Genomic DNA, 26,440 nt, shown 5'->3' on the forward strand with positions numbered 1-26,440 from the left:
CCAGTCCACCGGCCCGAAACTGCAATACGCGGAGGCTGCTACCTCATACATCCGTCCCGTTACCAACGGCACTCACAGAACGAAGGGCACGTCGACTGACGTTCGTAGACCGCTGGATCTCAATCTATCCAGCTCACCCGAGCCGAATCAGACGTTGACGGGCCGCCTATTGGCCGCATCGACTGGCAGGAAGCGAAATATCGCCGACACCGGAAATCCGTAAGGACGGATGCGAACGCCGACGACCCGACTCGCCATACTCTCACGAGCATCTCCAGTCGGGTCCGGTTCACAGATCGAGCTGTCTGCGACGGGTAGTCGCCTCCCGCGCCCACACGGTAGTTGCTGGCGGAGTCGCTGCAAAACTAATGGGCCCCCGAGCATTGCTCGGGGGCCCATTAGCGCAGACGCGGGTGAAACAAAGGTCAGTATTCGACCCGTTCAGTTGACTGTCGACGGCGTCCGCACTTCGCTGACTGCGTTGACGCCGACCGAACTTCCCACAGCCACGTCAGCGACGACAGGATCGGAATCGTAGTAGTACTTGTATTCGTAAACCCCACGACCGTTCAGCGGGGTCATCGTTATGACAGTGCCGAGAATCGTCGCGCCCACGCTGTGGAGGTTGCCCACCGCCCTGCTCAACTGTTCCCTCTTCGTCGAACCGTGACGAGCGATGACGAGTGCGCCGTCAGCCAGAGCAGACAGAACTGCAGCATCCGTAACCGGAAGCAACGGCGAGGCGTCGATGATGACGTAGTCGAACCTTCTGCGGAGATCGGCAAAAACTGCATGCGCAGTGTCAGTCCCCAGCAATTCGCTCGGGTTCGGAGGAATCGGACCCGAGGCAAGAACCGTCAGGTCCGCATTGCTCGTAACCTGAAGCACGTCGTCCAGATCTGCTTGCCCGGCCAGGACCGAACTGAGCCCAACGCTTCCGATCAGTCCGAGGTACTTCGACACTCGAGGCTTGCGGAGGTCACCTTCAACGAGACATACCTTCTTGCCCGCCTCGGCCAGCACGAGTGCGATGTTGACGGCGGTCGTGGTCTTACCCTCCGACGGAAGCGAACTCGTGACGACGATGACACTCGGGGGGCGATCCACTGCCAGGAACTGCAAATTGGTTCGTAGTTCACGGTATGCCTCGGCACTGGCGGAGTTGCCTTCGTGGAAGTTGATCGCTTGGTGAACTTCACGTTCCTTGTCGAACGGAATTGTTCCCACCATCGCCGCACCAACGATGTCTTCGACTGTCTTTCGTTCTTTGACAGTGTTGTCCAAGCGGTCACGCAACACGGCCAGTCCGATCCCCAGCAGTAGACCGATCACTGCTCCGAGGGCGACGTTTCTCGTGGTCTTCGGAGATACCGGTTCTACCGGGGTCTGGGCTCGCTGCTCGACAACGACGCGCGCAGGCGCGGTGCCGCCGTTAACGGGCGTGCTCAAATCCTTGACCATGAAGACGAATTCGTCCGAAAGCGCGTTGGCGATATCGCGGGCCAGTTCAGGCGATGTATCTTGCACGCTCAGGTCGAGAAGTACGGTATCCGGTGCCGATGTGGCCGTCACTTTCGATGAAAGCTCCGCGGCAGAAAGCCCTCCGAGCCGATCTGGCCCCACTGCATCGATTGTTCGCTGGGCCAGCGTCTCCCCGGTGAGAAGTTTGGCGTACGAAGTGACCAACTGCTGCGACAGCTGATTGCCTTGGAATGCCTCGTTCACCGTTGTTCCGGTCGAAGTCGACACGAACAGGCGAGTAGACGCCTTGTACACAGGCGTGGCAATCAACGAGGCACCCAATGCTCCCAAGATCACGACCACAGTAACGACAGCGACTATCTTCCACCGCGCCTGCAAAGTCTTCAGGTAGTCCCGTACATCCATCGTCGAATCTCCTTCGGCTCGAATACGTATCGCGCATCCGAGCGGTTATCACCGGCCATCGGTCGAGCCACTACCCCCGCTCTTGTCTGAACAGGACAGCCATCCATATGACGTTCTTTCCACGTATCGCGGCAACAAGCTGGTGGAGTAAAGACACGACGATCCCATTGAACCGAAGACAATGAAGGGTGAGGCCGACTCACTCCTCACCTTCACCGGCCCGGTCTGTCACGTCTTGAACTGCGGCTGATCCCGTGAATCCATGGGAGCGAACACCACGAAGGGCCGAACTGAACCTTACTGTCTCATCAGACTTTTCACCACTCCAAGCACCGTATATATCCCATCGCATCACATCTCGTCGTACGGATGAACGACGTAGGCCAGACATCACGCACTGCGCTCGGGACCTAAGTCCGGCAGCGAACCCCAACGATGAACCCACAACACCCGAAGGCAACAATCCGAGACATGACGCCTACTCGTCCGATCGATACGTCGAATCGACCATCGGCGAGCGAATCGACGAACACCGCGGTTCGGTGCGCTACGAATAGTTGACTCACCAGTAGTCACCGCTCACCGCAACATGAATGCCGCTGCGCTACTGGGTCTTCTGCCGAATCTCGGACGACGACTGGACGATCAACCAACAGACTTTGGTCCCGACTTCCGATCAGGAGGCTGAGTCCGAGACGATCAGGCAAGACACTAAGGCCGTCCGAGCCCTCGGTATGTCCACCCTGCATCTCGCCAAATTGCCGGCTCGAGACAATTGCGTCCGTCGATGACAACCTTCTTCCGCACAATGTCGTCGAGATCCGAAGGCAGCAACTTCCGAAACTCTGCCCATTCCGTCAAGATCAGGACGACATCTGCACCCGCGCAAGCTTCCTCCGTGTTCGCCGAATAGGTCAAAGTCGGAAACAACGATTTCGAATTCCCCATCGCCTTCGGGTCGTACACACTGACAGCCGCACCTTGAAGTTGAATTTGGCCGGCGACATTCAAGGCCGGTGAGTCTCGAACATCGTCCGAGTCCGGTTTGAAAGCAGCTCCCAGCACAGCTACTCGGGCTCCCAGCAACGATCCACACGCCTCACGCGCCAACTCGACCATCCGCGTCCGACGACGCATGTTGATGTTGTCTACCTCTCGCAAGAATGTAAGAGCTTGATCTGCGCCCAATTCGCCTGCACGGGCCATGAATGCGCGAATGTCTTTGGGGAGGCAACCGCCGCCGAAACCGATTCCGGCGTTGAGGAATTTTCGGCCAATTCTCTCGTCGTGCCCGATTGCGTCCGCCAGCACCGTCACGTCTGCACCCGACGCTTCGCATACTTCCGAAATCGCATTGATGAACGAGATCTTTGTTGCGAGAAAAGCGTTGGCCGACGCTTTCACCAACTCCGACGTTGCAAGATCTGTGACGACAAAGGGCGTTCCCTCGTCCAGGATCTTCCCGTAGACCTCGCGTGCGACGGATTCGGCACGCCCCGGGCGCTTGCGGTCCACTCCCAGTACCAAACGGTCGGGATGCAGCGTGTCCTTGACTGCAAATCCTTCTCGGAGAAACTCCGGGTTCCAAGCCACCTCGACGTCCTGGCCGGCCGGTGACAATTCTCGTGCCCGGATACCAAGCTTCTCTGCGGTACCGACCGGCACTGTGGATTTTCCGAAAATCACGGCAGGTCGCGTCAGTAGCGGAGCGAGACCGTCGACGACTGAATCGACGAACCGCATGTCTGCGGCGAATTCCCCTTTCTTCTGAGGAGTACCCACACCGAGAAAGTGGATGTCCGCAAATTCCGCGGCCTCTTCGTACGACGACGTGAACCGGAGCCGACCTGCCGCGATGTTGCGCTGAAGCACCTCTTCGAGTCCTGGCTCGTAGAAGGGGACCTCCCCCGCTTCGAGCATCGCAAGCTTGCTCGGATCGACGTCGACGCCAAGGACTTCGTGTCCCAACTCGGCCATGCACGCCGCATGCGTGGCCCCGAGATATCCGGTACCGAAAACAGTCATCCGGCGCGAAATCGCTTCGGTCGGGCGGAGCTCAGTCATTGAAAACCTTTCGGTCGAAGTTCGTGTGGACGAGGTGATCGGGGCATCCACTCCCGTGTGGCCGAGTACTCCGTTTGCGGAGGTCGTTGAACGGCGCCGTCAACCGACCGCCTTTCTGCACGTGTCCACCAGCGCACTCAAGTCCGAACGCACCGATCTGGAAGCGAGGGCAACAACTCCCACGAAGACGACACAGACCATTCCTGCAAGTGCGAGCGCTACGAAACTCGGAACCTGTTGCAAAAGGGTGAGCGAAAGTGAGGCGACGCCGAACATCGCAGTGAAGAGCACCATCGGTCGCGCAGCGCTTCGGACCAAGGGCCCTGTCCCGATTCCGATGCGTGGAATGGCGACAAACGAGTAGATCAACCAGACTGCAACAAAGCCGACACTGCTCCCGATCGCCGTACCCAAGCTTCCGAATATTGCGCCGATACAGACTGCGACGATCATCAATCCGCGCCCCAAAAGGCTGTATCGAAGATGCACATCGACTCGGCCAGTGGAGAGGAATACCCAGTAGTAGATGTAGGACAAAGCTTGAAATGCACCACCTACAGCGAGTATCCGGAAGATCGGCGCCGCAGCATCCCAACCACTTCCGAGCACTAGATCCATCAAGGGGTACGCCACAGCTGCCGCGTACGCAAACGCTCCGAGCATGACGTAGCACAGTACGGTCTGCGCACGTACCAGATATGCCATATAGACAGTAGGGTCGGTGATTCGTGAAAGCACCGGCAACGCAACACGTGTCATCGGTGTGGCCAATTGCGCAATCGGTATCTTGAAGAGCTGATACGCACGATCGTAGACACCGACTTCAGCACTGCCGTGCAGTTTTCCGAGTGCCACGGAATCCGCGTTCGCACTCGAATAGGTCATTAGCTGCGTCAGCATGGTGTTGGTGCCGAATGACAGTAGAGACCGCATGTCTGCACGGCGTGTCGGGCGATTCGGAATCCATCGAAGCAGCATCGCCGAACTGCACAAGAGCACCACCGCGACGATGATTTGCTGAGCAACGAGTGACCAAACTCCGTAGTGCAACAGAGCAAGCGGAATCGTTACCGCCAAGGCGATCCCCTGCGCGGCAATTTCGGTCACCGTCAGTTTCACGAACTTCAAATTGCGAGTCAAGTCCGCTCGCAGCTGTACGGTGAGCCCGTTCAGCACGAAGATCACCGATACCGCCCTGACAATGTCGGAAAGCCCGTCGACGTCGTAGAACCCGTCGAACAATGGTGCTGCGGCAAAGACTACGAGCGTCAGCAGCAATCCGATCGCCGTGTTGATCCAGAAGAGATTCGATCGCTGATTCTCCGAAATCTCCGAGGCTTGTACCGAGGCAAGAGAAAGCCCGAAGTCGCCGATCACGGTTGCCGCTCCGACCACCGCCATGACCATTGCCATCTTGCCGAAGTCATCCGGGCTCAGGACCCTCGCAAGTACAGCGATCGAGGTGAACTGAATGAGAAACTTGACCCATTGTCCCCCCAACGTGACAGCGGAGCCGCGCGCAGCGGTTGTACCCAATCCCACCGCGTGCGCCTACCTTCCGAATAGATCGTGGGGAAATGCTTCGCGAAGTGGTCCGTCGTTCCACATCAAGCTCGGCACGCCACCCATCGAGATCGCGGTCTTCACAGTTGGTGCGGTGGACAATTCGCGCCCTGTGCCGAGGTAGTAGTCCGCATACTTGAATTCCGCTTCCGAACCTGAGGGGATCAGACGTGCAGGAATTCCCAGCGCGTCGGCAACGATCACGGCGTGAAGCGAACTGCCGACGACAAGTCGACTGCTCGCAATAGTTCGAAGGCAGGTCTGTAAATCCTCGGTTGGGTCGAGAACCGACGGTGTGTCGAACCACCGCGGCAGGTCGTTCAGATTCGGAACGACGACGATGTCGCGCGTAGGGTTCTTCGCAACCTCGACAAGTTCGGGAAAGACGGATGGAAGGAGCAATCCCGGGTCGCCGTACGTGGGCGGGGCGTGAATTCCACGCTTCTCCAGGAACTCACGTGAGAGCGGTCCACGAACTGCCCGGACGTCGAGCGCCTCGAAGCGATATTCGTCCGGAGTTATCTTGCCGTTGACGCCAGTTCCCCAGATGCAGTCTCCGGTTCTCGCCATGTGCATGATGGACCCAACCGACAGCAACCTTCGGTCCCGCTTGCCGCGCTGCACTCGCCTGCGACTTTGCTTCGACATCCATGCGACCACGACTGGGCCTAGAAGGTCGCCGAAGTTGTTGATTCGTCGACCGATTCGAAACTTTCGCGAAACACCTGGGATCCCGACTTGGTTCCTGGGGTTCCAGTTGACAACCTTGACGTCAGACATTCGCGACCTCCCCCGAGTGGACACCGGGAATCGTCTCGTCGAGCATCGTGCTGACAGCAAGGGCCCACTCCCGCGTCGCGCGGACGTCATGATTCCGAGCGCTTTCTGCAATAGCAGCGCGGTCCGCGTCGCTTGCTCGGGCAGCACAATCAGCGAGCATTCTCGTGTCTCCACTATCGGCAAGGCTGTCGGCGGGAAGCATTTCCAGGAGAACGTCCGACGTGAAGGCGGCTACGGGCAATCCCACCGTGAGTGCCATCAAGATGGTTCCGGACGCAGTGACATCCCGGTAAGGCGCCACCAACACGGACGAGGACTCCATGTATCGGCGCACGTCCACATCCGACATATGCGTAGACGGTTCGGCCAGAACGTCGATGTTCTCGCACTTACGCAGTAGGTCGTTCTCGCTCGACGTCAGCCTGCCGATTGCACATTGCAGCCTGATGTTCAGATCAGAGAGATCCTCCGCCAGCGTTGGCAACACGTCGAATCCCTTGTCTACGCGCGCACTTCCGAGATAGAGGGCTGCCGACGAACTGTCTCGAGGTAGACGCATCGCTCCTTCAGTGGACTCCGACCACGCAAGGTAAGCAGGGTGAGCGGCGACGAGGACATTCGCATGCTCTCCGATTCCCGCGCGGAGCGAAGAGTCGTGAACCAACAAGCCACTCGCGCCCGAACGAATGGAACGGATGATCGAGTGATCGTCCGCATCGTCCCGACTCTTGACGGGATTGTGTACGACGACCAGCGTTCGGCATCCCGAAAGCTGAAGGCCACGAATGATTCTTCGTTCCGGCTCGGAATTCATCCAGCAGACCACCACGAGTGGGCGCCGAACGATTGCGTAGACGACAAATGCAAGAAGCCCCGCCAGGTACTGCCCCAGCACCCAGATGTTGCGAGAGCCAACTGCAGGCGGAGGGAGAAGACCGATCGACTTGACCAGACCGTGGGTGATCGCCTGTCCACGCCTGCCGAAGCGAAGCACAGACCTGTGCGAATCCGCGATCACACGCGTAACTTCCACTCCGTAGGGATTGAAGGGATTGGGATCCCACACAACAATTTGTCGACTCACGATGCCACCCGCTGACGAAGCCTCTTTCCGAACTCGACCGCACCGTAGAGCGAGACGATCAGCGCCGCCGGGTGAACACGGGACTTCGAAAGCCCGGTTGCTGCGTACACAATCCCCCGCCCGTCGCCGGCAGCCAGTGCAGATCTCAGTATTTGAGTGGCGATGAAGTCGCCTCTCGCCGTCTTACCCAACGACGACGCATGTTTGTCGTAGAACGGGACGCTTCGCCTCCAATTCCGCACAGTCGAGATTGAACTCTTGCTGGCCTGTTGGACGTGAACGAGAGGCTCGTCGACATATGACACCCTCTCGCCTACTTCTTCTTCAAGCCGAACCACCAGGTCCCAATCCTGATGCTTGGAAAGTGATTCGTCCCAGGCGACCAGTTGGGCGAGTCGGCGGGTCAAGATGATCGAACTCGACTGCACGTATCCGTGTCCGTGCCGTAGCCCAGGCCGCAAGACAAGGTAGTCGCCCATCGACGAACCCTGCCGGTACGGAGTCAGCGGAAGCGTACGGACCACGTTTCCTGAGTGAAAGTAGGTTGCGGTGTAAGAAAACTCGGTCGATTGTCGAGTCATACTGGCGATCTGCTTCTCAATCTTGGTTTCTTCCCACCAGTCGTCGTCGTCGAGAAACGCGACGTAGCGTCCGGATGCTGCAGTGACTCCCATATTTCTTCCTACTGCAGCACCTCGACCACCCCCGGTGGTCAGCACGATGTCGGCACCGACTGCGGTGCCACCCTCGTCCACGGCGGTATCCAGCACAACGATGATTTCGATATCGCGGTGAGTCTGGTTCCGAACACTCTCGATCGTGCGAACCAATTCACTTCGCCCCAGCGACGGAATGACGACGGTGACAAGTTGATCGTTAACTCCACCGGTCACAAAATTCCTCGTCTCTCGAACTGAAACTCGACGGTCACACGCAACAGCTTGAATGGCTCCACCAGATACCTCGACGCGAGCCTCTTCGGATCCGAAGCCAGCCTCCACAGCCATTCGATACCCAACTTGCCTGTCCACCGAGGGGCCAGGCGCTGCTGTCCGGACAGTTGATCGATAGCCCCGCCTACTGTTGCGAATACCGCGGCGGGCAATGCATCCCAGTGCTCGAGCAGAAACTCTTCTTGGATCGGCATACCCAATCCGATCAGTACGAGATCGGGTCGAAACGTGTGCAGGGACTCGAAGCCTTCGGAAATCAGGGTTTCCTTGTCCTCGTATCCGCACCATCCTCGAACTTCACCATGTTCGACCATCTTCGAAATTGCTTCCACAGCGGATGAATTGGAACTCGCGCTGGCACCGATGACCGCGATACGAATTCCGTCGTCTATGTGACCGACCAGTGGGATCCAGTCCGTCGAACCACAGCGTTGCGAAGCGCTCAGTGACGGTTGTTGTCTCCGAAATCTGCGAATTGCCAAGGCCGCCAGTATCGGCATCCCGTCGATCAGAGTCAGATCCGAATTGGAATAGAGACTGCGAAACTTGTCGTTCGTGAGGTGGAGATACGTGCTGTGCAGATTGTGGTTCAGCAGAATCTTCTTTTCACCCTGATTGTTCCTGATCCATTCGATGACATCATCGGGCGCACAGGGTTTCACGCGTATTCCCCACAGATCGATGGTATCCATTCAACTGACCCGCCCAAAGTTGTTCTTGCCCGACATTGTCAAAGAATTTTGCGTACTCAGAACAACGGCGACGACCATCCAGAACATCATCGCCACCGAGCCGCTACTGAAATGCGAATGAAATGAAGAAATGACGAGAATCCCGACCAGTGCCGTTCCAATTGCGCGGAGGTTGTTGGTACCCAACAAGTCCGAGGCAGTCCATACCTTGTGAGCGGCGTAGACGAGAAGTGCAACCTCCAGAGCGGCCAGGACAACTCCGCTGGCAACAGCGGTTCTCATCCACTCGGATTCTGGAGACGGCCATCGCAACGTCGAGGGCGCCGTCCCTGTGGAGATACGGTTGTAGACGTTCGCGCCGTGCCCGAACAGCGGACTGTCCAGGACAGCCGGGATGGTCTCGTTGTTCCAGATCCCGACCCGATATCTGATGGTTTCGGGAATCCACGAAGGGAGACCGTCTTTCGACGGGGTACTCAGTTGCGAGGTCAGTCGATCGCCAACTTGCTCGTCGAAGAGCAAATATGCCGCGGCGCCGATACTTACCAGAGAGAGAAGGCCGATGAAACGAATCTTGACCTGCACTGCCGTGTAGAGCATCGTCACGATCGCGACCATGATCGGCGCAAACGTAAATGTCGACACCTGAGCGACGAAGAGGATGCCAACGCCGAGAACCATAGGCTTGGGGATCGCCCGCGAATCCGATTTCTCCACAATCAGATAGCAGCCGATGGCGATAGCTATGGCCAGGTATCCGCCCAAGGCTGTCCAGTGACCGAGAGTGCTCGTAGCGCGCAGTGGCCATCCGAGATCAAGCCTGCCCTGCAATCCCGGCGCGATGGTGAATCGCACCAGAAGTTCGCTGACCTGGCGGCCGCCGAGCATCTGGAAGATCCCCAGCACGGCAACTGGTATCGCGGCAATGAAGACGCCCTCGAGTACTCGGAGACCGTCGTTTGTGCTCGTCACGACCAGTCGGCACGCGAAGTACACAGCAAGTACACCGACCAGATTCAGAATCGTCGACAGTGAAAAGGCCGCGTCCGTGTAGGTTACGTCGAAATACTCGACCAGAGCGATGGCCGTCACGTACAGCAGAAGGAAAGCGTCCATCGCCCGCAAGCGAAACCGAACCACGCTCCCCCACGGCGATGCCATACACGCAATGACGAGAGACAGTGCCGCAACTGGCAGCGAAGCATTGACCGTAGAGGGCAGGCCAGGCAGAGATACTCCGGTTAGAGCCGCGGCAGCACCGGCAACGATGCCTACCCATGAAGCGCTCGACATTTTCCGGTTTCGATCGTTCGTCGATTCGCTCGGGGACCGAAGAGACGAAGCGTCAGTCATTTCGCCGTTGCGGATATTGGTAGGCGGGAAACTAGTAGGCGCCGTCACTGGCCAATACCGCTTTCAATGTTTTGCCGACAATCAAGACATCCCCCATGAGCGACCAGTTGTCGACGTACGAAAGATCCAGTCGTACAGTCTCTTCCCAAGAAAGATCCGAGCGTCCGCTGACCTGCCACAATCCTGTGATGCCCGGCTTGACAAGAAGTCGGCGACTGACTGTTCCGTCGTAGGACTCGACCTCGCGACGCAGCGGCGGCCTTGGACCGACAACGCTCATCTCGCGCCGAAGAACATTGACGAACTGGGGCAGCTCGTCGATCGAGTATCGGCGCAAGAAGCGCCCGACAGGTGTGACGCGCGGGTCGTCGCGCATCTTGAAGAGCACACCGGCCCCATCGTTCTGGGCCATCAACGAAGACACCTGTGAGTCTGCGTTCTGTACCATCGAGCGGAACTTGAGCATCGGGAATGGTTTGCCGTCCAGTCCCATTCGCTCCGCTCGGTACAACACCGGGCCCGGGCTCGAGAGCTTGACTGCCAGAGCCGCGACCAGAAGAACAGGTGCAATTGCTGCCAGTATCAGCGACGCGAAGATCACGTCGAACGAAGATTTCGCAAAGCGCTGCGCACCATGATATTTCGGACGCTCGACCCGTATCAAAGGCTGACCTGCTACCGGCCGCATCGACAGGCGTGGCCCCGACACGTCGACGATACTGGGCGCAACTACCAGATCAACATCCCGCGACTCCAGATCCCAGGCAAGCGCTCGGATGCCATCCGAGCCGAGATGTTCGGTTGCCGTCACGGCAACGGTGTCTGCGCCGACCAGTTCCAACGCTTCGACTACCGATGTCTCACCGCCGAGGAGCGGAATGTCACGCCCGTCGACCGCGATGGACTCGTCTGCGCGCCGAAGGAACCCCGGCACACACACTCCGACCACGCGGAACCCGTCTGCGCTACCTCGCTCGAAGTTTCGTGCGAGTTCAGCGCCGGCATCCTTGCTGCCGACCACCAGTACAGATGTGAGGCACTCACCGCGAGTACGCCTTCGCACGATCACCCCGCGCCAGAGCCAACGGCTTACCAGCAGCGCAAGAAGGCCGACAGGAAACGCGAACGCGAGGTAGAGCCGGGCGATATCGAGACGGAGCAGAAGGCTGACGATCGCGATGACCCCGAACAATCTCATCGCGGACACCAGGATTCGCCGATACTCCTCCGGACCGCTCCCGATCACACTCGCGGATCTCGTCCTGAATATCTGCAACGTCGCCAGCCACGCGACCACCACACCGATGGACAAACCGGTATAGCTGAACTGGCCGAGCTCACGAGCGTCGACGGCGGTCGGCGCGGCGCCGAATCGAAGCCACTGCGCAGCCGACACCGCCCCGATGACAATCAGCGAATCCGTCACTGTCAGAGCGCGTATGTACCGCTGCTGCCACGCAGCACGCGAGGAAAACTCCGCACGGGAGTCCGGCACGATGCGCGGACGCTGATACCCGAGCGACGGCGCCATGGACATGTCCAATGCCGACATCTGACCAACCTTCCCGTTTGCGAGCCGCCAGGCTCCGACTGTTCTTCGGAATTTCCGGTGTGTACCTGAAAGCTCAGACACACGCTTAAAGATGAAGAAGAGCAAATGTTCCGCTTAGGTATCGGCAACATTGCAACTTGATAATCTGGGGGCGTTGCATTTGCCGCGTGGGTACTATGAGAACATCTCGAGAGCCCGAGTTCAATTCGAATGATGTTGCAGGTCAAGACTCTAACCGGCAAACTCTCGCCTCGGCAGGCGCCCGACAAATGCTGGACGATCGTTCATGTTCGATCGCAACGATGTCGCAAGGCAATTTCCCCTCCAGTTACCAGCAGGTAGCTATAATTCAGCTATTCAGCAAATCCGCGGAAACGTCAAGGGCTTAGGTCCCAACGACCGCAATAGCTCACAAAGCGGACATCGCCTCTCAGCGCTGACCACAGTTCTTTCGCATGGGTAACTGGACCTGAATCCACACAACCGAGAACCGTCCCTGCACTCCGGGGACCTATGTCCCCGGGGGTCGAATCTGCTGGACTTGATTGAACTTTCTGCAATCCGAAGGTGAATTGCCCTTCGATGTGCAGCAGTTCGGGAGGCCGAGAATCTCGTCATGCCATTCGATCGGCCAAAAACCTCGCCGGGCACCGAAAAAAAGATTTCAATCTTCCCACTGTGTGGGATACGAGTATGTGAAGGCCGGCCGGACTGTTCAGAGGTCGGCGCCTCGGCGTGACGTGGGCGATATGTCTCGATCAAGTAATGTCTGCATGTGGCGCCGAGCCGAGGGCGTCGGTCGGCGGTCTTTAGCGGTGCGCAGCCTCGAATCGCACGCAGATCTGTCGGGTAGCAAGCGAATGGAACTGGAAATGTTGAAGATTCGTGATATCCGCTCCGAGTCCGGGATCATTCCGCGACTCGCAGTGCGGTGGTTGATGATAGCGCTCGCCACGATCTTTGCATTCTGGCCTACCTGGACCAAGCTTTGGCAGAGCACGGCCAGCGGAACTGCCATCGGCTACGTCTTCGCCCTACCGCTCTTGTGCCTGGTTGCAGCAGTCGGAACAGACTTGAGGCGCGGCCCCGAGCTTCCTATTCACGATCGTGAGACCGACAAGATAGTCGGCTGCATCGGCCTCTTCGTCGCATTGGGGCTCCAAGCGCTCCTGCTACCGCGTTTTGCCGAGACCTACGAACTGATGCATATCGACGTGATCGCGGCGTGGGTATTCGTCTGGAGCGCAGCGGTTCTGATGTTCGGCCTACGCCCGGTCAATCGGTACTGGGCGATCTGGGTGGTCCCGATCATTTTGGCGCCGCTGCACTATCGAGCAATCGCGACCCAGATGGGCGGGACACGTTTCGACTACAGCGTCCTGATGGTGCTGGTCGCATCTGCCGCGACCACGATTGCCGTCAGCCGAACGTGGAGGCGAGGCGCGATCGCCTTCGTCGCCGCGACTGCGCTCGGTGTGGTCGTTCTCTACGTCACGATTCAGAAGTACCCCACTGCCCCGCTTTTCGCCGTGCAGTTGTTTCCGGCGCTCGGAACCGCAATCGTCGTCGGTGGCGCGTTCTATCTGTACGAACGCCGGGGAAAGTCTCTGAAACCATTCGACCGACCGCTTCGAAAGCCATCGACGGCCACGAGCAACTGGACCATCCTTGCGGTCTTCGCCGCGGCGGTACTGATGTTCTTCACACCGCTGCCGCCGACAAGTCTGATCGTCAACGTCGGTCCACCCCCGACCTCGACCGATCCTCGACTTGTCGTTCCTCTGGGCTGGCATCAGATAGCAGTATCCGAATACGACTGGCCCCGTCGATACTTCGGCAGTACCTCCGAGTTGAGTCGTCAGACCGTTCGAGCCGACACTCCGAATCCTGCCTGGGACTCGCAGATGCGGCCTCGCACAGTGCAGATAGACGTCGTCCAGGTCCGTCGGCCCTCCACGCTCGCCGTGTACCCCAGCAAGACCACGTACGACCTTGAGAACGCGCGAGTCAGTCCGACCGTCACGGTGGAGTTGCCGCACGGGATCGTCGCCGAGATGTACACGATCGTCGACGACACGCTCCTCCTCACGTGGAGCAATCTCAATTTCGTCTGGACGCGGGGCGACGGCGCCGCGCAGCGAGTCAGTCTGATCAGCGTCGACAATCACGAACCCGACGCCTACTTCCCCGAACCGAAGCCGTCGATGGCGTCCAACGGTAGAAATACGCTCGCCGTACTACTGCGTGGTGAAACCTCGACCGAAGACACCGAATCCGAGTACAAAGACCTGGACATGCTCGAAGCACTCGCTCGACTACTCGTGGAGGCTCAGACGTGGTGAACGAAAACCTAAGCCAGGCCAACAGTGTCGTGGTCAGCGGCGACCCGGATACGCCGGAGTACCGGGAGGCCGCCTTGCATGATGCAATAAATGGTCTACGCGAGCGCCATCCGATCTCATCCGCCTCCGTGGCCTTCTATCCGTGGCAGCGAAACACATTGTTGGCAGCCTTTGCGTTGGTGGTCGTCAGCCTCGTTTTCGTCCTCGTTCCAACTCTGATCGCGCTGACATTGATCTGCACCATCGGATACATCTGGGCGATGGTGGACCGGCTGATTCTGTTCACGAGGGGTCTCGATGCGTCCTCGATCATGACAATCAGTGACGAAGAGGCACTTGCTCTTTCGTACGACGATCTTCCCACCTACACCATTCTTGTCCCCGCATACAACGAACCGGAGGTCGTCGGCGACCTCATCGCAGCCATGCGAGCGATCGATTATCCGGCAGACAAGATGCAAGTCCTGCTCCTGCTGGAGGAGGATGACGCCGTCACTATCGAAGCTGCTCTTGCCGCCGGAGTGGACGAGGTCGTCAGCATCCTGAAGGTGCCCGCCGCCGATCCACGGACCAAACCGAAAGCCTGTAACTACGGTCTACATTTCTCGACCGGCGAGATTGTCACGATCTACGACGCCGAGGACTCCCCCGATCCACTCCAATTACGGCGAGTGGTCGCAACTTTCGCAAGGCTTCCCGAGAACACCGCGTGTGTTCAGGCGAAACTTGCATTCCACAACGGAACTCAGAATCTGTTGACCGCGTGGTTCACCGCCGACTACGCGCTGTGGTTCAACTTCATCCTCCCTGGGTTGATGCGGAGCAATTCGCCGATACCTCTCGGCGGCACCTCGAATCACCTACGACGCAGCGTCCTCGACGAGATCGGCGCGTGGGATCCTTTCAATGTCACGGAGGATGCAGACCTCGGCGTGCGGATTGCCGAGAGCGGATACCGCACTGCGGTCTTGAATTCGACCACACTCGAAGAAGCCAACAGCGACACGATCAACTGGATCCGCCAGCGCTCGCGTTGGTACAAGGGCTATTTGCAGACGTGGCTCGTCCACATGCGCCAACCCGTGAAATTGTGGCGAGGATTAGGCCCGATCGGCTTTCTCCGATTCACGATTCTCATGGCCGGCACACCATTGGTCGCCACTTTGAACATGGTGTTCTGGCTCATCAGTCTGGACTGGATTCTCGGACAACCTGAAGTGATCCACCAGATCTTCCCGAACTACGTCTATTTCCCCGCCCTGATCTCGCTGGCATTCGGCAATGCGGCTGTTCTCTACATGAACCTCGTGGCGTGCCGCGAAACGCGAAACGCGATGCTCCTCCTCGCCTGTCTCACGGCTCCGTTGTACTGGGTGCTGATGAGCATCGCGGCGATCAAGGGGACCTACCAATTGATTCGCAACCCGTCCTACTGGGAGAAAACATTCCACGGTCTGAACACGTGAGCGAGTAACCCTCGCGTTCTACACAGGTGTGAGTTGTGTCTACCGATCCGCCTCACCCACAATTTCACCCGATTTCGAGTTTCAACGGAAAACACACAGCTAGACGGTTGCGGTAAACACACAATCCAGTCACAAAACTTAACTGCCGATACGCGAGAATCGCGGTGAATGGTTGCCGAACGATCACAGATCAGCCATCGAGCACCTTGAGCGCCGAGACGGCGCTGGCTTACCGCGCAGCACTCAGGCACTATGACCGGTATGAGCGGTTTTTCGGAATGGGTGAAGCATCAACTGGAACTTCGCCAAGAATCAGACGTGGCCGATGCTGCGCGTGCGCTGGGAATACGCCCCTCCGAGCTTGGTCGGTGGCTGTCCGCGAAACGCCCTCCCACGCAGGACACGATCAGAACTGCGTGCCGCGTCTTCGACGTCCACGTTCAGGAAGTTCTTGTCGCGGCGGGCTACATGACTCCTGAAGAGTCGGACCTGGACGACAAGCCGATTTCTCTGTCGTCGCTCAGCACGCAAGAGCTCGCCGATGAACTGGCGAGACGCTCCGCGTCGCACACCCTCGCAAGTCAGTAGGTCAACTGCGGATCCGGCTGATCCAACCGTTCCTTGAGCCAGACTCGCAATTCAGGTCCGTACTCGGTGTGACTGAGCGCATGGTCGAGAGAGGCTCGCAGAAAGCCGCCCGGATTACCCAGATCGTGGCGGGTGCCGTGATGGACGACGACGTGAACCGGATGCCCCTCCGCGATCAACAGCGCTATCGCGTCCGTCAGTTGCAGCTCGCCACCCTGCCCTGGAGAGATTCTTCTGAGCGCGTCGAACACAGCGCGGTCGAGAAGATAGCGTCCGGCTGCGGCGAGAGTGGACGGAGCATCCGCCGGGTCCGGTTTCTCCACCATGCCGACGACGGCAAGCACATCCGGATCGTCGCCCTCCGCAGGCGCTTGCACGTCGAACACTCCGTAGGCACCAACACGATCCGGCGCGACGTCGAACGCACACAGCACGGAACCACCGCGCTCGGCACGCACCTTCGCCATCGCGTCGAGAACGCCGCAGGGGTGAACCAGGTCGTCGGGAAGCAGCACCGCAAACGAGTCCTCGTCCGCGTCCAACACGGATTCGACAAGACCGACGGCGTGCCCCAAGCCGAGTGGTGATTCCTGTACAACCGGTTCCACGGAGATCAGGCCTGGAGCCCGACGCACACGCTCGAGTAGATGGTGCTTTCCACTAGCGGCGAGCTTGCCCTCGAGCACCAGATCCTCGACGAAATGGCCGACCACCGATGCCTTGCCCGGCGCCGTGACGATCACCAGACGTTCCGCACCGGCCTGCGCCGCTTCGCTCGCGACAAGCTCGATCCCTGGTGTATCGACAACGGGAAGCAACTCTTTCGGAACCGTCTTGGTGGCCGGAAGGAAACGGGTCCCCATCCCGGCAGCCGGTACCACCGCAGTCTTGAAAGGTCGTTCAGCGCACCCAGTCATCGTTCACCTCTCCGCTCACGCGATGTTTACTCACTTACCGTTACGCGCATGAAGCGGTCGTCCCCTCATTTCCGACGACCGAAAGCTCACATCGCATGTACAGCCTGCGCACAAGGTCTACCGGTCTGCCGAAGCCGTCGCAAGTTGGCTGAAATTCGGAATTCATTGCGCGCGAAAGCTACACACCGGCCAGCTGTGTCACTTCGGCGAGCGCGGCACCACGGTCCGCTCACTACCCGTTACCGCGGCGAACGGTTGTGATCGTTCTTCGACGTTGACCACGGCGGGACGTCGCTGCTGACCAAAGGGACAGGTACGACGCAACTTCCGAGCTCTGCACCTTGACCGGACCGTCCCCGTCCGACCCGGACGTAGGTCCTCGAGGCGCCGCATCGATGGTCCCGGACACCCGAGCCGGTGCTCAGGGTCGGCTACTCGCAGGTGAATCTCTTCGAATGCCATTGGTTGCGAACGAAATACGGCTAGTCGGCAACATCGACACTTTGGGTTGTTATCGAATCTTTATCTAAATTCCCACTGACCGGCACTCCCAGTGGACTACTAGCAGTGCCCTAACTTGCCAGTGAAGTAATCACGTCGAAGAGTGGATCGTCAGGCCCGATGTCCATCGTGCATTCGTTCGGCCGTGGATCCGGCACGAAGGACCACAGGAGGGCTCCAGCCGTGCCGGCCGCCTTCTGCCCCGTCAGCTTTGTCTCGATATTCGTGGCTCTGGTCGCCAGTGATTCACAACTGCCCGCCAATTCGCCTGTCTCGGCGACCAACAACGGCTTCCCGACGGTCGTCGCCTGTTCGATGCGACGCGCCAGTCCGTTCCACTGATCGCCCGGAAGCGGTACTCCGTCCGCTCCGTAGTCGTGATACTGCAGAACGTCGACGAAGTCGGACTCGCTCACGTATTGGTAGTCGTCACCAGCAGTGCCGCACTGACCGCCCCCGACGTATCCCGCCGTGATCAGAGTGTTCGGATCAATCGCCCGAAGCTCGGCGCCTGCCGTGTCGAAGAACTCCCGCAACACCTGCGCGGAATCAGACGGGCACGTTCTCGTCCACCAATTGCAGGCCGCGTCGGTACACAGACTTGGCTCCGGCTCCCCCACCAATTCCCACGCCGCGATGGAAGGCTCGTTCTTCCAGCGGTCGACGGCGGTGTGCATCCAGTCCTGGAAGCTCATGGTGGCTCGACCCGGGATCAGGTTCGCGACCTTCCAGTCGTCGGTGTACCAATCCCTGGATTTGAATTGCCCGTCATCACACCCACTGTCCTGGGGTGAGAGCACCGGAATAGTGAGCTGGTTGTGTCGCGCCGCAGCGTCGAATACCGCGTCCATCGGGCCGAAATCCATCTCTCCGGAGAATTTGTTCACCGCAAGAGCCTGGAAGGCGTTGAAGCGTGTGATGGAGTTCGGTGGCAGCGAACCGAAGTACGCGTCGAGGTCGACCATGGCTCCACAGCCGAAGTTCACCGACCAATCAGTGGCCAGCTGATAGGCATTGAGCCCGGTAGGCCACCAAGGCTGGCCGTCGAGCGTCAGTCCGTTCGACGACGCTCCGACCCGAACTTGCTTGGGAGAATCGGCGCCTGCGGGCATCGTGAACACGCCCACGACCGCAGCGACGGTCACAACGGCGGCTACAGCGGAAGCGACACGGCGCCGGACGGCGCCACGCTCACGCGGACGCACTTCTTCAGAAGACATCTGCAACCATCCACGTCATACGGACAATCCTCCCACACGAATTGCCTCATCGACCCGTTTGGCGTTCACCCGTGATGCGGTACAAACGCCAGGCCGACGGGTCCATGCCGCCGTCGTTGGGTACTTCGAGCACCAGCGCTCCGACTCCGCCTGCACCGGTGTCGTACATCGTCGGGTAACGCCGATTGACGGCGTCCGAAACGCCACGACCGGTGTTCGGAACCGACAGGATGTACTCGACGTGGTGTTCGGCGGGGTTGTTCAGTACGCGCACGAAGTCCGCATCGGAGGGCACGACAAACTGCCGAGGGTTGTTCGAGGACGCCACGACGGCGTAACTCTCCACGGTGTCGAGCAGAACCGATCCCTCCGGCAGATGCAAATCGTCCAGATACTTCGCGATGCGACGCTCGGCCGCAAACGTGCGGAGATTCGTCTGCTCCTCGAGGTTCTGCCGGCCCGGAATGATCGCGCTGGCAATGGAATGCTCGAGCACTGCGAGCCGGGCATTACCCATCGCGACAAACGTGACCAACGTCGAGCCCACCAGCAGGCACAGAGAGATCACAAGGGGCAGAGAAGGTCCCGACTGCTCGGGGTATGTCGATACCGAGCGTGACGCAGCAGCCCCCGGCCGACGCGTGACGACCGGAATGCCACGTGGAGCGATCAGCACGACCAGCACGAAGCACAGCGGAATTATCGAAATGTAGAAGCGCAGAAGGGGAAACGTCGAGCCCATCACGTAGAGCAACGTCTGAGCGCCGAGGATCGCGCCGAACAGCACAAGAGGCACGACCACTTCGGTGTCCCGCCGTCGGAGTGCGTAGACGATTGCCAGGACCGCGAACACCGGGAGCGCCGGCCCGAGTACGGCCATTTCGGTAATCGAGAAGGTAAGGCGTGTAATCGGTGAGTCGGTTCCGGCCCCAGCCTGCTCGAGGATGGAACTGTTCCCGTACACCGACGAGAACTGTTGGAACGCTTGGCCCGTGATGAGCCAGCTGGCAAACGACCACAAGACGAACGCCAGGAACCCCGGCATCATCACGACGGCACCGTCGAGTGCCGCTGCCCAGAGCCGCAAGCCAGGTCCCGCACCGTCGCCCCGCTCCTCCGCGGTCGGTTGAAAACGACGCCAACTCACCACAGTCACCAGCACCACTGCGACGAACAGCGGTGCCAATGCGTCGTATCGAGTGAGGTACGCCAGTGCAAATGCGAGGCCGGCACCGATGAGGTCGTGCACGTCGTCGCTGCGCATCCACCGAATCAGACGACGGGTCGCCCACAGAACGAAGAAGAGGAACGGGGCTTCGCTCATTCCGCTCGCCGCGTACATGACGATCATCGGATTGACGGCGAACAACACCGTAAGGACGACGGTGACCCATCGCGCACACCCGCGGTCGCGACTGATCCCGCGTATCTGAATCACCGCACCAGCCATGAACGCCGCAGACATCACGACCGCAGTGATGTTCCACCGCAGCAGATCCGGCCACCAGTGTCCCAACAGACCCATCGGAATCTGGACGGCCGCCGTCAACGGCGTGAACACGAATCCGATCGCCGCGAAGTGCGGATCACGGCTGAGCAGCATCGCCGACACCGCGGCAACACGGCTGAGCGAGTCGGTGAAGATGAAGCCGATGCCGGCGTTCATCCACACACCCAACGCGGTGTAGATCGCGAAGAGAACAACAAACATCCGCCAGGGCTTGCGGCCCGGCAGGTCGTGGACCGCGACGGACGTGGCCGGGCGATCGGTGACGGTCACTGTCCTCGACGCCTCGTCACGAGCACACCGCCGACGGCCACAGCGATCAGAACCACGGTCCCGAATCCGATCCAGCCGATCGTGACCGCGCTCAGGCCGGTCTCTTCTTCGGCGGGTGTCGCAGTGCCCAGCGGTGCGACGTTGACGCCGATGTCGAACGGCTCGCCGCCCACAGGCGCCACCAGTAGATCACCCGTCAGTTCTGCGAATCTGTCCTTCCCGCCCTCCAACCAGTTGAGCAGACCGTCGGCATCGGCCGCATTACTCTTCGACGTCAGCGCTACCACTTGGTTGTGTGAACCTGAAACCACCTGCAAGGCGCCGTATTGCCCACCGAATTCCAGGCCTTGCAAGCGCAGAAGTCCTTGATCTGCAGTGTCCATCGGTAGAGCAACCGGAGTGGGCAGGGTTCCGTCCGCCGCGATCAACAACGCCGGCAGCGAACTGGTCGCGGCTTCGCCGAACGGAAGCACACGCGGTTGCATCGGCAGGTAGCTCAACCGCTGCATCGCGACAACTAGGCGCTGAGCTCGGATGAGATCTGCAAAATCACCTCGGCTCAAACCGACGTCGAGCGTGGGCAGCATCGACTGCGGCAAGGCCTGGAATCCTCCAGGCGTCGGCGGAAATCCGGTAGAGGAGGTGATGGTGCTGGCCGGGTCGACGGTGAGGGAAGAAGGACTACTTGTGCCGCACTGGAAGTCACCGGTCACGTCCATCGAGACCTCGAACGTCAAATCGCGCCGCAGGAGTTCGTTCGGAACATCGACCCCGATGTCGAAGCGCCCGGTCTCGTTCACCGTTTGCGAGGCAAGTCTCGTATCCCCGAGCGAGATCGAAAGCTCTCCGTTGCGCGAATTCGGCAACGGCACATAGGAACCGATCATTCTTACCGACACGTCCTTCATCGGACGCCCCAACTGCGATTGGCTGAACGGGACGTCGACCTCGATGTGATTGAGACCGGAAGCTGTCAACGTTCCGAGCTTCAGTTGCCCGACGGTGATCGCGTCCTGGGAGATCTGGGCGACTGTGTTGTCCGGCGATGCAAGCGCTCTACTGGCTGCCCAGTAGCCGTCGAAGTTCGCCGCCAAGAGACTGACCTGAGGAACGAGTGTCTTGTCGTCCCCCGAAATCCGCAGCACAGGTGAACCATTCGGAGTCGACGCAAGATCGATGCCGGCGTCCCCGCTGTTGCCGAGCACAACAGCTCGCTCGAAGAGTCCCGGCTCGGCGGACGGTAGGCTCTGGCCGTTCGGCAGCTGCTCCACCACCACGGCATCGGGCTGACTTCCGTACTTGTTGACAATTGCTGCACTCAGTTGCAAAGCCGCGCTCTGCTGCGACCCCGACGAGCCGTCCGTGACGTAGATGGTTGCTTTCCTCAAAATCGGAGGAAAGAACGTTGCCACAGTTGTCGGCTGCTGCTCGGTACCGTCGTAGGCGACAAAGGCATCCCGGAGCGCGAGGGGCTGGTATCTCGTTCTGTCGTAGCAGCGGTTGTCGACGGGAACGAGGTGAGCGATCATCGACACGGTCACGCTTCGGTCGACTACTTCGAGCCCTTGCAAGGGAACCGAGATGGGTAGACCGGTTCCGGCTTGCCCTGCGTCGAAATCGACGCGGCTTACCAGACGTCCGTCAGCAGTCACTTCGAGCCACCCCCGACTGAAGTCGGTCGGGGCAGTCAGGATGCCGGTCACAGCAGTTGCGGTCAGTCCGTCCGGCACCGGCACGGTCACCAACACGGGCGCGTCGTCGGAGGAGAACACGATGTCTGTTCCCCGCCCGAGTTCGGTGAAGGAGATCGGGGTAACAGCTGGGGCGACAACCGAAATGTCGGAGTCGTCCTCGAAATCCTGGGCCGAGGCCACAGTGCCGAGCGGAAGCACTAAAGTAACCGCGACAGCCACCGGCATTGCCAGCGCGCGCGTCAGCCAGGTTCGAGTGTGGCCCATCAATGTGTCTCCTCGACATCTTTTGTTTCCGCGCGATCACCAAACACAAATCACGAGTAGCAATCTCGCCAGTTCGCGACGGTCACAGGTCCGATCGCACCGTTACGGACAAACAAACCATAACGACCAATTTGTGCGTTTGGCTAATTATCCCGACGGGCGAGACTTTTGTTACGGCACGTCACATGATTAGTAATCACCGCCACTGGGAAGCCGACAGAAGCCGCCAAAAAGCCCGTCAAAACGCCTGAACGTCCGTCCAGTCTGGGCGATTCGCAGGCGGAAAGTTTTCAGATAAGGATCCCGTGACGATCAATTCGATCATCCCCGTCGGCAAGAGCGCGATCGGAACATTGATCGCTGCACCGTTCCAATTCGCATCATCGCTGCGCAGGGCCAGGGCTTTCCACCCTTACGGGCTCGAGCTGAAGGGAACACTGAAACCGGCCACTCCCTGGTGGCCGGTATCGGAGTCGTCGACGATTACCGTCAGCGCTCGAATGTCGAAGGCACTCGGAACACCGGGGGACCTACCAGACGTACTCGGCCTGGCTCTTCGGTTGCATGATGTCGGCGCCGATGAAATCCCGTGGGACATTCTTCTCGCAACATCAGGACTTTCCACCTTCTCGAAAGTGTTTCCCGCTCCGGCATTCTCATGGAACGGCGCGAGATACAGCACACTGGTTCCGTACTCACGCGCGGGCGGCGCCGCAGCGTGGCTGATCGTGACACCGCGCGGCGTCCACCCGACCGGCACTTCACTGCCCGCGCTGAAGGCGGCCGTCGATCATTCCCCTCTGCACTTCTCCGTCTACCTTGCGAGAATCCAACTTCAGTTGATTCCGATCGGACACCTCTGCCTCGACGAAGTCGCGGACCACCCGGATTGCCTCCAGCCGTCCTTCGATCCGATTCTGCACAGGCCGACCCACATGCGCATGCTTCCGGAGTGGCTCGCGGAAACGCGGAAGTTCGCGTATCGCGGTAGCCGCAACGGCCGAGGAGACACACAAAAGCGCGGTTGACCGGACTTGCCGATCAACCGCGCCCGAAGCTCACTCAGTTGGTGAACTTGTCCTTGATATCCGAGACCTTGTCACTGACAGCGTCTCCGGCCTTCTTGACCTTTGCCTCGCCCTGATCGGCAACACCTTCGGCAGCCAGATCATCGTTGCCCGTGGCATTTCCGAACTTTTCCTTCGCCTCGCCGATGAGATCCTCAGCGCGGTGCTTTGCCTTGTCGATGAAGTCGGACATGTGTTTCTCCTTCTAGGATTCGGCCGTGAGATTCGGTCGTGGGATTCGGACGAACTCGAACAGCGTGGAATAGATGTGGGTCAGCGTTTTCCGGTGACTGCCTTGACCAGGAACAGCAAGATGACGGCACCGAGAAGGCAGGTGAGGAAGCTGAAGATCCAGCCTGCACCCTCGACATCGAAACCGAAGACCCGCAGCAGGAAGCCACCGATCAGGCCGCCGATGACACCGACCACGATGTTGAGGAAAATTCCTTGCTGGGCATCGGTTTTCATGATCTTACTGCCGATCCAACCCGCCAGTCCACCGATAATGATCCAGGCGATGATTCCGAGTGAGAGCATTGTGACTCCTTGAGGTAAGGGACGGCGCAATGAGAGACTGCCGGCGAAGGGAGAGTTCCACGCGATCGGCCCGCGCAACTAGACCGTGATCGCGGGTTGTGTTTGCACACAGCCGGACTCTCCGCCGCACGACGCGGGAGATCGTGCACTCGGTAGCAGCCACATTGTCTGCTTACCTTTCTATCAGGTGGTCACGACAGAACCAAAACGACTGGCTACTCAACACATACGACGAACAACACTCACCGACCCACACATGATCAGCGTCACGACGATTGCGATCACCATCGATGTCGCCGTCGCCACGAGAACCGTGACACACAGTGCCACAGCAACATCCATAATTCTGTGCGCGATGGGGAGGTCTACCAATACCCGGTCGTCAGGTGGCTCAAACCTCGATTGATCAGAGAGTTCTCGGCTCATCGTGTTTCGCACTTTCCACGGCGATGCGAGTTCTGGTCGCGACGGACGGATCACCGACTACCGCTTGGACTTGATCGCCGGCATTGGCGACCCGAGAAACCAACTCGGGCAGCGTTTCCGATCCGGATACGACGCTCCGTCTCAAGGTCACCCGCAAATCGACTGTTCGAACTCCGCGGTCGACCAACGCTTTTCCTCGAACACGCGATACTTCGTCGAAGCCTTCCAATGATGCACTCGCTCCTTCGGCGACCGCACCCAGATCCGCGGTGATCGAATTGTGAGAGTTCGACCCCGGAACCGTGATCTCCTTCACCCTCCGAAGTGGCACATGAGAAATCAACCACCGCAACGCGAGTAGGGCAAGCAGAGCCCCACCAGCGCCGACAGCCCACGGCCACCACGAGCGGTCGCCGAGATCTTCAACCCACGGGATGTCGATTTGCGCCGGCAGATCCTTGATCACGTCGAGATTCCAGAGGATCGCTGCGACTCCCAGCGCTATCGCGAGCAGTCCCGCGATGCACGTCGCCACGCGATCTATCACCGTCGCCGTTCGGGTCACGATCTTTCCCCCGTCTGGATGCGAATCTTGATTCGAGGGGACGGTGACAGCGTCTGGGTCAAGTCCCCCAGCACGGCACGGATTTCCGATTCCGCGGTCGCGGCCCCATCGAGTGTGACCGTGGCCTTCACTTCGAGCTTGCGCCGAGTCGCGTGTGACGAAGCGGAGCGAACGTGGGTCAACGACTCGACGCGTACCGACGCTACCGCCGCGACATCTGCGGGATCGATCCACGTGTCAACGACTCCGACCAAGGCATTGGCAGTCTTTCGCCGCGGTTTGAGTCCGAGGATCACGAACCACAGACCGATGACGACGGCTGCGATTCCGGCCGGCAACATCCAACTCTGAAAGGCGAGCCCGTCCACATATTCGAAAGCACCCGATATCCACTGCGACCCCGCGATCACGCCGGTGTCCACAAGGACGTCTCGGATCCCGACCACGCCGAGCGCCAGTACCGCCGCGGCGACCAGAAATCCGGTGAACGTAGCTCCTGGCGTCGCCAATGGAACCGGAGCCGCAACCCTCGAGGCGGTAGGTGGTACGACCTTGTCCGAAGTCACTGCACTTTCCTTCCCGCATCACCGTTGGTCGATGCCGGGAGAACGCTCACTATCGACACGTCCACACCGTCTACGTCCAGTCCCGAGACCGATTCCAACTGGGCCCTCACGTTGTCGCGCACCGCGGTGCCGATGACCGACAAGGATCCGGGCCACTCGATCGCGATGTCCACCTTGGCTCGTACCCGCCTGCCGGACACCAGCACTCGTGCCCTCGGCAATTCGCGCCCGGTCAGTTTGTCCATGCCACCGGCGTGCTGACGCACCCCCGGCGTTCCGCGAGTCGCCTCGAGCACCAGCTTCTGCGCGACTCTGTCTCGAATCGTCAGCGTTCCGCGTTCGCCCGGCTCGCCAAGCACAGACTCCGGCAGAGCTGTGTCAGCCACGACCGCGACCCTTCAGCATCACACCGAGGTCGAACTCACCGTCACGCTGACCACCGACGAGGTAACCGACCACGCCGAGAACCAGCGCGATGAGGAATCCGGTGAAACCGCCTGCAGCAGCTGCGACTCCGAGAAGTAGTCCTGCCAGAAGGCCGACAGTCGAGGTGGTCATGTGAATCCTCCGTTGTGGATG

General features: G+C 59.6%; 23 protein-coding genes. 4 read left to right on the top strand and 19 right to left on the bottom strand.

Annotation, left to right across the window (positions count from 1 at the left end; all coding sequences use genetic code 11):
• Nucleotides 1-441 precede the first annotated feature (441 nt).
• The 9 genes from ACFQ6H_RS09405 to ACFQ6H_RS09445 all read right to left on the bottom strand — a co-directional run bounded on the left by ACFQ6H_RS09405 (nucleotide 442) and on the right by ACFQ6H_RS09445 (nucleotide 11,928).
• Complete coding sequence (locus ACFQ6H_RS09405) at nucleotides 442-1,887, bottom strand: polysaccharide biosynthesis tyrosine autokinase (RefSeq protein WP_378645700.1); 1,446 nt, start codon at nucleotides 1,885-1,887, stop codon at nucleotides 442-444.
• Nucleotides 1,888-2,598: 711 nt separating this feature from the next.
• A complete protein-coding gene (locus tag ACFQ6H_RS09410) occupies nucleotides 2,599-3,951 on the bottom strand; it encodes a UDP-glucose dehydrogenase family protein (protein WP_378645703.1) in 1,353 nt (450 codons plus the stop codon).
• Nucleotides 3,952-4,050: 99 nt separating this feature from the next.
• A complete protein-coding gene (locus ACFQ6H_RS09415) occupies nucleotides 4,051-5,493 on the bottom strand; it encodes a lipopolysaccharide biosynthesis protein (protein WP_378645706.1) in 1,443 nt (480 codons plus the stop codon).
• Nucleotides 5,494-5,502: 9 nt separating this feature from the next.
• A complete protein-coding gene (locus ACFQ6H_RS09420; protein WP_378645709.1) occupies nucleotides 5,503-6,162 on the bottom strand; it encodes a polysaccharide pyruvyl transferase family protein in 660 nt (219 codons plus the stop codon).
• Between the two features lie 124 nt (nucleotides 6,163-6,286).
• Nucleotides 6,287-7,378 carry a hypothetical protein gene (locus tag ACFQ6H_RS09425; RefSeq protein ID WP_378645711.1) on the bottom strand — a complete coding sequence of 364 codons (1,092 nt, stop codon included), beginning with the start codon at nucleotides 7,376-7,378 and terminating at the stop codon, nucleotides 6,287-6,289.
• Complete coding sequence (locus ACFQ6H_RS09430) at nucleotides 7,375-8,271, bottom strand: glycosyltransferase family 2 protein (protein WP_378635436.1); 897 nt, start codon at nucleotides 8,269-8,271, stop codon at nucleotides 7,375-7,377. Before ACFQ6H_RS09430 ends, ACFQ6H_RS09425 begins: the two co-directional genes overlap by 4 nt.
• Nucleotides 8,268-9,023: a WecB/TagA/CpsF family glycosyltransferase gene (locus ACFQ6H_RS09435; RefSeq protein ID WP_378635433.1), complete on the bottom strand. Its 756-nt coding sequence runs from the start codon at nucleotides 9,021-9,023 to the stop codon at nucleotides 8,268-8,270. The genes ACFQ6H_RS09430 and ACFQ6H_RS09435 overlap by 4 nt, the downstream gene beginning before the upstream one ends.
• Nucleotides 9,024-10,316 (bottom strand): O-antigen ligase family protein, encoded by a 1,293-nt coding sequence (locus ACFQ6H_RS09440; protein WP_378645713.1) that lies wholly within the window; start codon nucleotides 10,314-10,316, stop codon nucleotides 9,024-9,026. It lies immediately after the preceding gene.
• Between the two features lie 91 nt (nucleotides 10,317-10,407).
• Nucleotides 10,408-11,928, bottom strand: coding sequence for a sugar transferase (locus ACFQ6H_RS09445; RefSeq protein WP_378645715.1), 1,521 nt, complete (start codon nucleotides 11,926-11,928; stop codon nucleotides 10,408-10,410).
• A gap of 872 nt (nucleotides 11,929-12,800) precedes the next feature.
• Between ACFQ6H_RS09445 and ACFQ6H_RS09450 the strand changes: the two genes are divergently transcribed.
• From ACFQ6H_RS09450 to ACFQ6H_RS09460, 3 genes are all read left to right on the top strand, one after another.
• Nucleotides 12,801-14,270: a hypothetical protein gene (locus ACFQ6H_RS09450; protein ID WP_378645717.1), complete on the top strand. Its 1,470-nt coding sequence runs from the start codon at nucleotides 12,801-12,803 to the stop codon at nucleotides 14,268-14,270.
• Between the two features lie 29 nt (nucleotides 14,271-14,299).
• Nucleotides 14,300-15,736, top strand: a complete 1,437-nt coding sequence (locus ACFQ6H_RS09455) for a glycosyltransferase (protein WP_378645808.1) — start codon at nucleotides 14,300-14,302, stop codon at nucleotides 15,734-15,736.
• A gap of 261 nt (nucleotides 15,737-15,997) precedes the next feature.
• Nucleotides 15,998-16,324 (top strand): helix-turn-helix domain-containing protein, encoded by a 327-nt coding sequence (locus ACFQ6H_RS09460; protein ID WP_378645719.1) that lies wholly within the window; start codon nucleotides 15,998-16,000, stop codon nucleotides 16,322-16,324.
• Here the strand turns inward: ACFQ6H_RS09460 and ACFQ6H_RS09465 are convergent.
• The 4 genes from ACFQ6H_RS09465 to ACFQ6H_RS09480 all read right to left on the bottom strand — a co-directional run bounded on the left by ACFQ6H_RS09465 (nucleotide 16,318) and on the right by ACFQ6H_RS09480 (nucleotide 22,700).
• Complete coding sequence (locus tag ACFQ6H_RS09465; protein WP_378645721.1) at nucleotides 16,318-17,241, bottom strand: UTP--glucose-1-phosphate uridylyltransferase; 924 nt, start codon at nucleotides 17,239-17,241, stop codon at nucleotides 16,318-16,320. The two genes, ACFQ6H_RS09460 and ACFQ6H_RS09465, sit on opposite strands and share 7 nt — an antisense overlap.
• Before the next feature lie 572 nt (nucleotides 17,242-17,813).
• The gene (locus ACFQ6H_RS09470; protein WP_378645722.1) at nucleotides 17,814-18,962 is read right to left on the bottom strand and encodes a beta-mannosidase; all 1,149 of its coding nucleotides are present in this window, start codon (nucleotides 18,960-18,962) and stop codon (nucleotides 17,814-17,816) included.
• Nucleotides 18,963-19,008: 46 nt separating this feature from the next.
• Nucleotides 19,009-20,742, bottom strand: a complete 1,734-nt coding sequence (locus ACFQ6H_RS09475) for an ArnT family glycosyltransferase (RefSeq protein ID WP_378645724.1) — start codon at nucleotides 20,740-20,742, stop codon at nucleotides 19,009-19,011.
• Entirely contained in the window at nucleotides 20,739-22,700 is a 1,962-nt protein-coding gene (locus ACFQ6H_RS09480; protein ID WP_378645726.1) for a hypothetical protein, read from the bottom strand. Before ACFQ6H_RS09480 ends, ACFQ6H_RS09475 begins: the two co-directional genes overlap by 4 nt.
• 305 nt (nucleotides 22,701-23,005) lie before the next feature.
• Between ACFQ6H_RS09480 and ACFQ6H_RS09485 the strand changes: the two genes are divergently transcribed.
• Nucleotides 23,006-23,728 (top strand): hypothetical protein, encoded by a 723-nt coding sequence (locus tag ACFQ6H_RS09485; RefSeq protein ID WP_378645728.1) that lies wholly within the window; start codon nucleotides 23,006-23,008, stop codon nucleotides 23,726-23,728.
• A gap of 34 nt (nucleotides 23,729-23,762) precedes the next feature.
• On the opposite strand, the gene ACFQ6H_RS09490 is transcribed toward ACFQ6H_RS09485, so the two are convergent.
• From ACFQ6H_RS09490 to ACFQ6H_RS09515, 6 genes are all read right to left on the bottom strand, one after another.
• On the bottom strand, nucleotides 23,763-23,960 hold the full coding sequence (locus ACFQ6H_RS09490; RefSeq protein ID WP_378448616.1) for a CsbD family protein: 198 nt from the start codon (nucleotides 23,958-23,960) through the stop codon (nucleotides 23,763-23,765).
• 80 nt (nucleotides 23,961-24,040) lie between these two features.
• On the bottom strand, nucleotides 24,041-24,304 hold the full coding sequence (locus tag ACFQ6H_RS09495; RefSeq protein ID WP_378448617.1) for a GlsB/YeaQ/YmgE family stress response membrane protein: 264 nt from the start codon (nucleotides 24,302-24,304) through the stop codon (nucleotides 24,041-24,043).
• Between the two features lie 406 nt (nucleotides 24,305-24,710).
• Nucleotides 24,711-25,295: a hypothetical protein gene (locus ACFQ6H_RS09500; protein ID WP_378645730.1), complete on the bottom strand. Its 585-nt coding sequence runs from the start codon at nucleotides 25,293-25,295 to the stop codon at nucleotides 24,711-24,713.
• Nucleotides 25,292-25,861 carry a DUF6286 domain-containing protein gene (locus ACFQ6H_RS09505; RefSeq protein WP_378645732.1) on the bottom strand — a complete coding sequence of 190 codons (570 nt, stop codon included), beginning with the start codon at nucleotides 25,859-25,861 and terminating at the stop codon, nucleotides 25,292-25,294. Before ACFQ6H_RS09505 ends, ACFQ6H_RS09500 begins: the two co-directional genes overlap by 4 nt.
• Complete coding sequence (locus ACFQ6H_RS09510) at nucleotides 25,858-26,247, bottom strand: Asp23/Gls24 family envelope stress response protein (RefSeq protein WP_378645734.1); 390 nt, start codon at nucleotides 26,245-26,247, stop codon at nucleotides 25,858-25,860. Before ACFQ6H_RS09510 ends, ACFQ6H_RS09505 begins: the two co-directional genes overlap by 4 nt.
• Nucleotides 26,240-26,419 (bottom strand): hypothetical protein, encoded by a 180-nt coding sequence (locus tag ACFQ6H_RS09515; RefSeq protein WP_230816399.1) that lies wholly within the window; start codon nucleotides 26,417-26,419, stop codon nucleotides 26,240-26,242. The genes ACFQ6H_RS09510 and ACFQ6H_RS09515 overlap by 8 nt, the downstream gene beginning before the upstream one ends.
• Nucleotides 26,420-26,440 lie beyond the last annotated feature (21 nt).

The organism is Rhodococcus sp. NPDC056506 (assembly GCF_042794945.1).
GTDB lineage: Bacteria > Actinomycetota > Actinomycetes > Mycobacteriales > Mycobacteriaceae > Rhodococcus_F.

Coding starts and splice junctions, on each gene's coding strand:
- ACFQ6H_RS09470 (WP_378645722.1), bottom strand. CDS start 18,962: ATGTCTTCTGAAGAAGTGCGTCCGCGTGAGCGTGGCGCCGTCCGGCGC.
- ACFQ6H_RS09440 (WP_378645713.1), bottom strand. CDS start 10,316: ATGTCGAGCGCTTCATGGGTAGGCATCGTTGCCGGTGCTGCCGCGGCT.
- ACFQ6H_RS09465 (WP_378645721.1), bottom strand. CDS start 17,241: ATGACTGGGTGCGCTGAACGACCTTTCAAGACTGCGGTGGTACCGGCT.
- ACFQ6H_RS09420 (WP_378645709.1), bottom strand. CDS start 6,162: ATGTCGAAGCAAAGTCGCAGGCGAGTGCAGCGCGGCAAGCGGGACCGA.
- ACFQ6H_RS09410 (WP_378645703.1), bottom strand. CDS start 3,951: ATGACTGAGCTCCGCCCGACCGAAGCGATTTCGCGCCGGATGACTGTT.
- ACFQ6H_RS09405 (WP_378645700.1), bottom strand. CDS start 1,887: ATGGATGTACGGGACTACCTGAAGACTTTGCAGGCGCGGTGGAAGATA.
- ACFQ6H_RS09435 (WP_378635433.1), bottom strand. CDS start 9,023: ATGGATACCATCGATCTGTGGGGAATACGCGTGAAACCCTGTGCGCCC.
- ACFQ6H_RS09480 (WP_378645726.1), bottom strand. CDS start 22,700: ATGGGCCACACTCGAACCTGGCTGACGCGCGCGCTGGCAATGCCGGTG.
- ACFQ6H_RS09445 (WP_378645715.1), bottom strand. CDS start 11,928: ATGTCGGCATTGGACATGTCCATGGCGCCGTCGCTCGGGTATCAGCGT.
- ACFQ6H_RS09450 (WP_378645717.1), top strand. CDS start 12,801: ATGTTGAAGATTCGTGATATCCGCTCCGAGTCCGGGATCATTCCGCGA.
- ACFQ6H_RS09460 (WP_378645719.1), top strand. CDS start 15,998: ATGAGCGGTTTTTCGGAATGGGTGAAGCATCAACTGGAACTTCGCCAA.
- ACFQ6H_RS09490 (WP_378448616.1), bottom strand. CDS start 23,960: ATGTCCGACTTCATCGACAAGGCAAAGCACCGCGCTGAGGATCTCATC.
- ACFQ6H_RS09495 (WP_378448617.1), bottom strand. CDS start 24,304: ATGCTCTCACTCGGAATCATCGCCTGGATCATTATCGGTGGACTGGCG.
- ACFQ6H_RS09515 (WP_230816399.1), bottom strand. CDS start 26,419: ATGACCACCTCGACTGTCGGCCTTCTGGCAGGACTACTTCTCGGAGTC.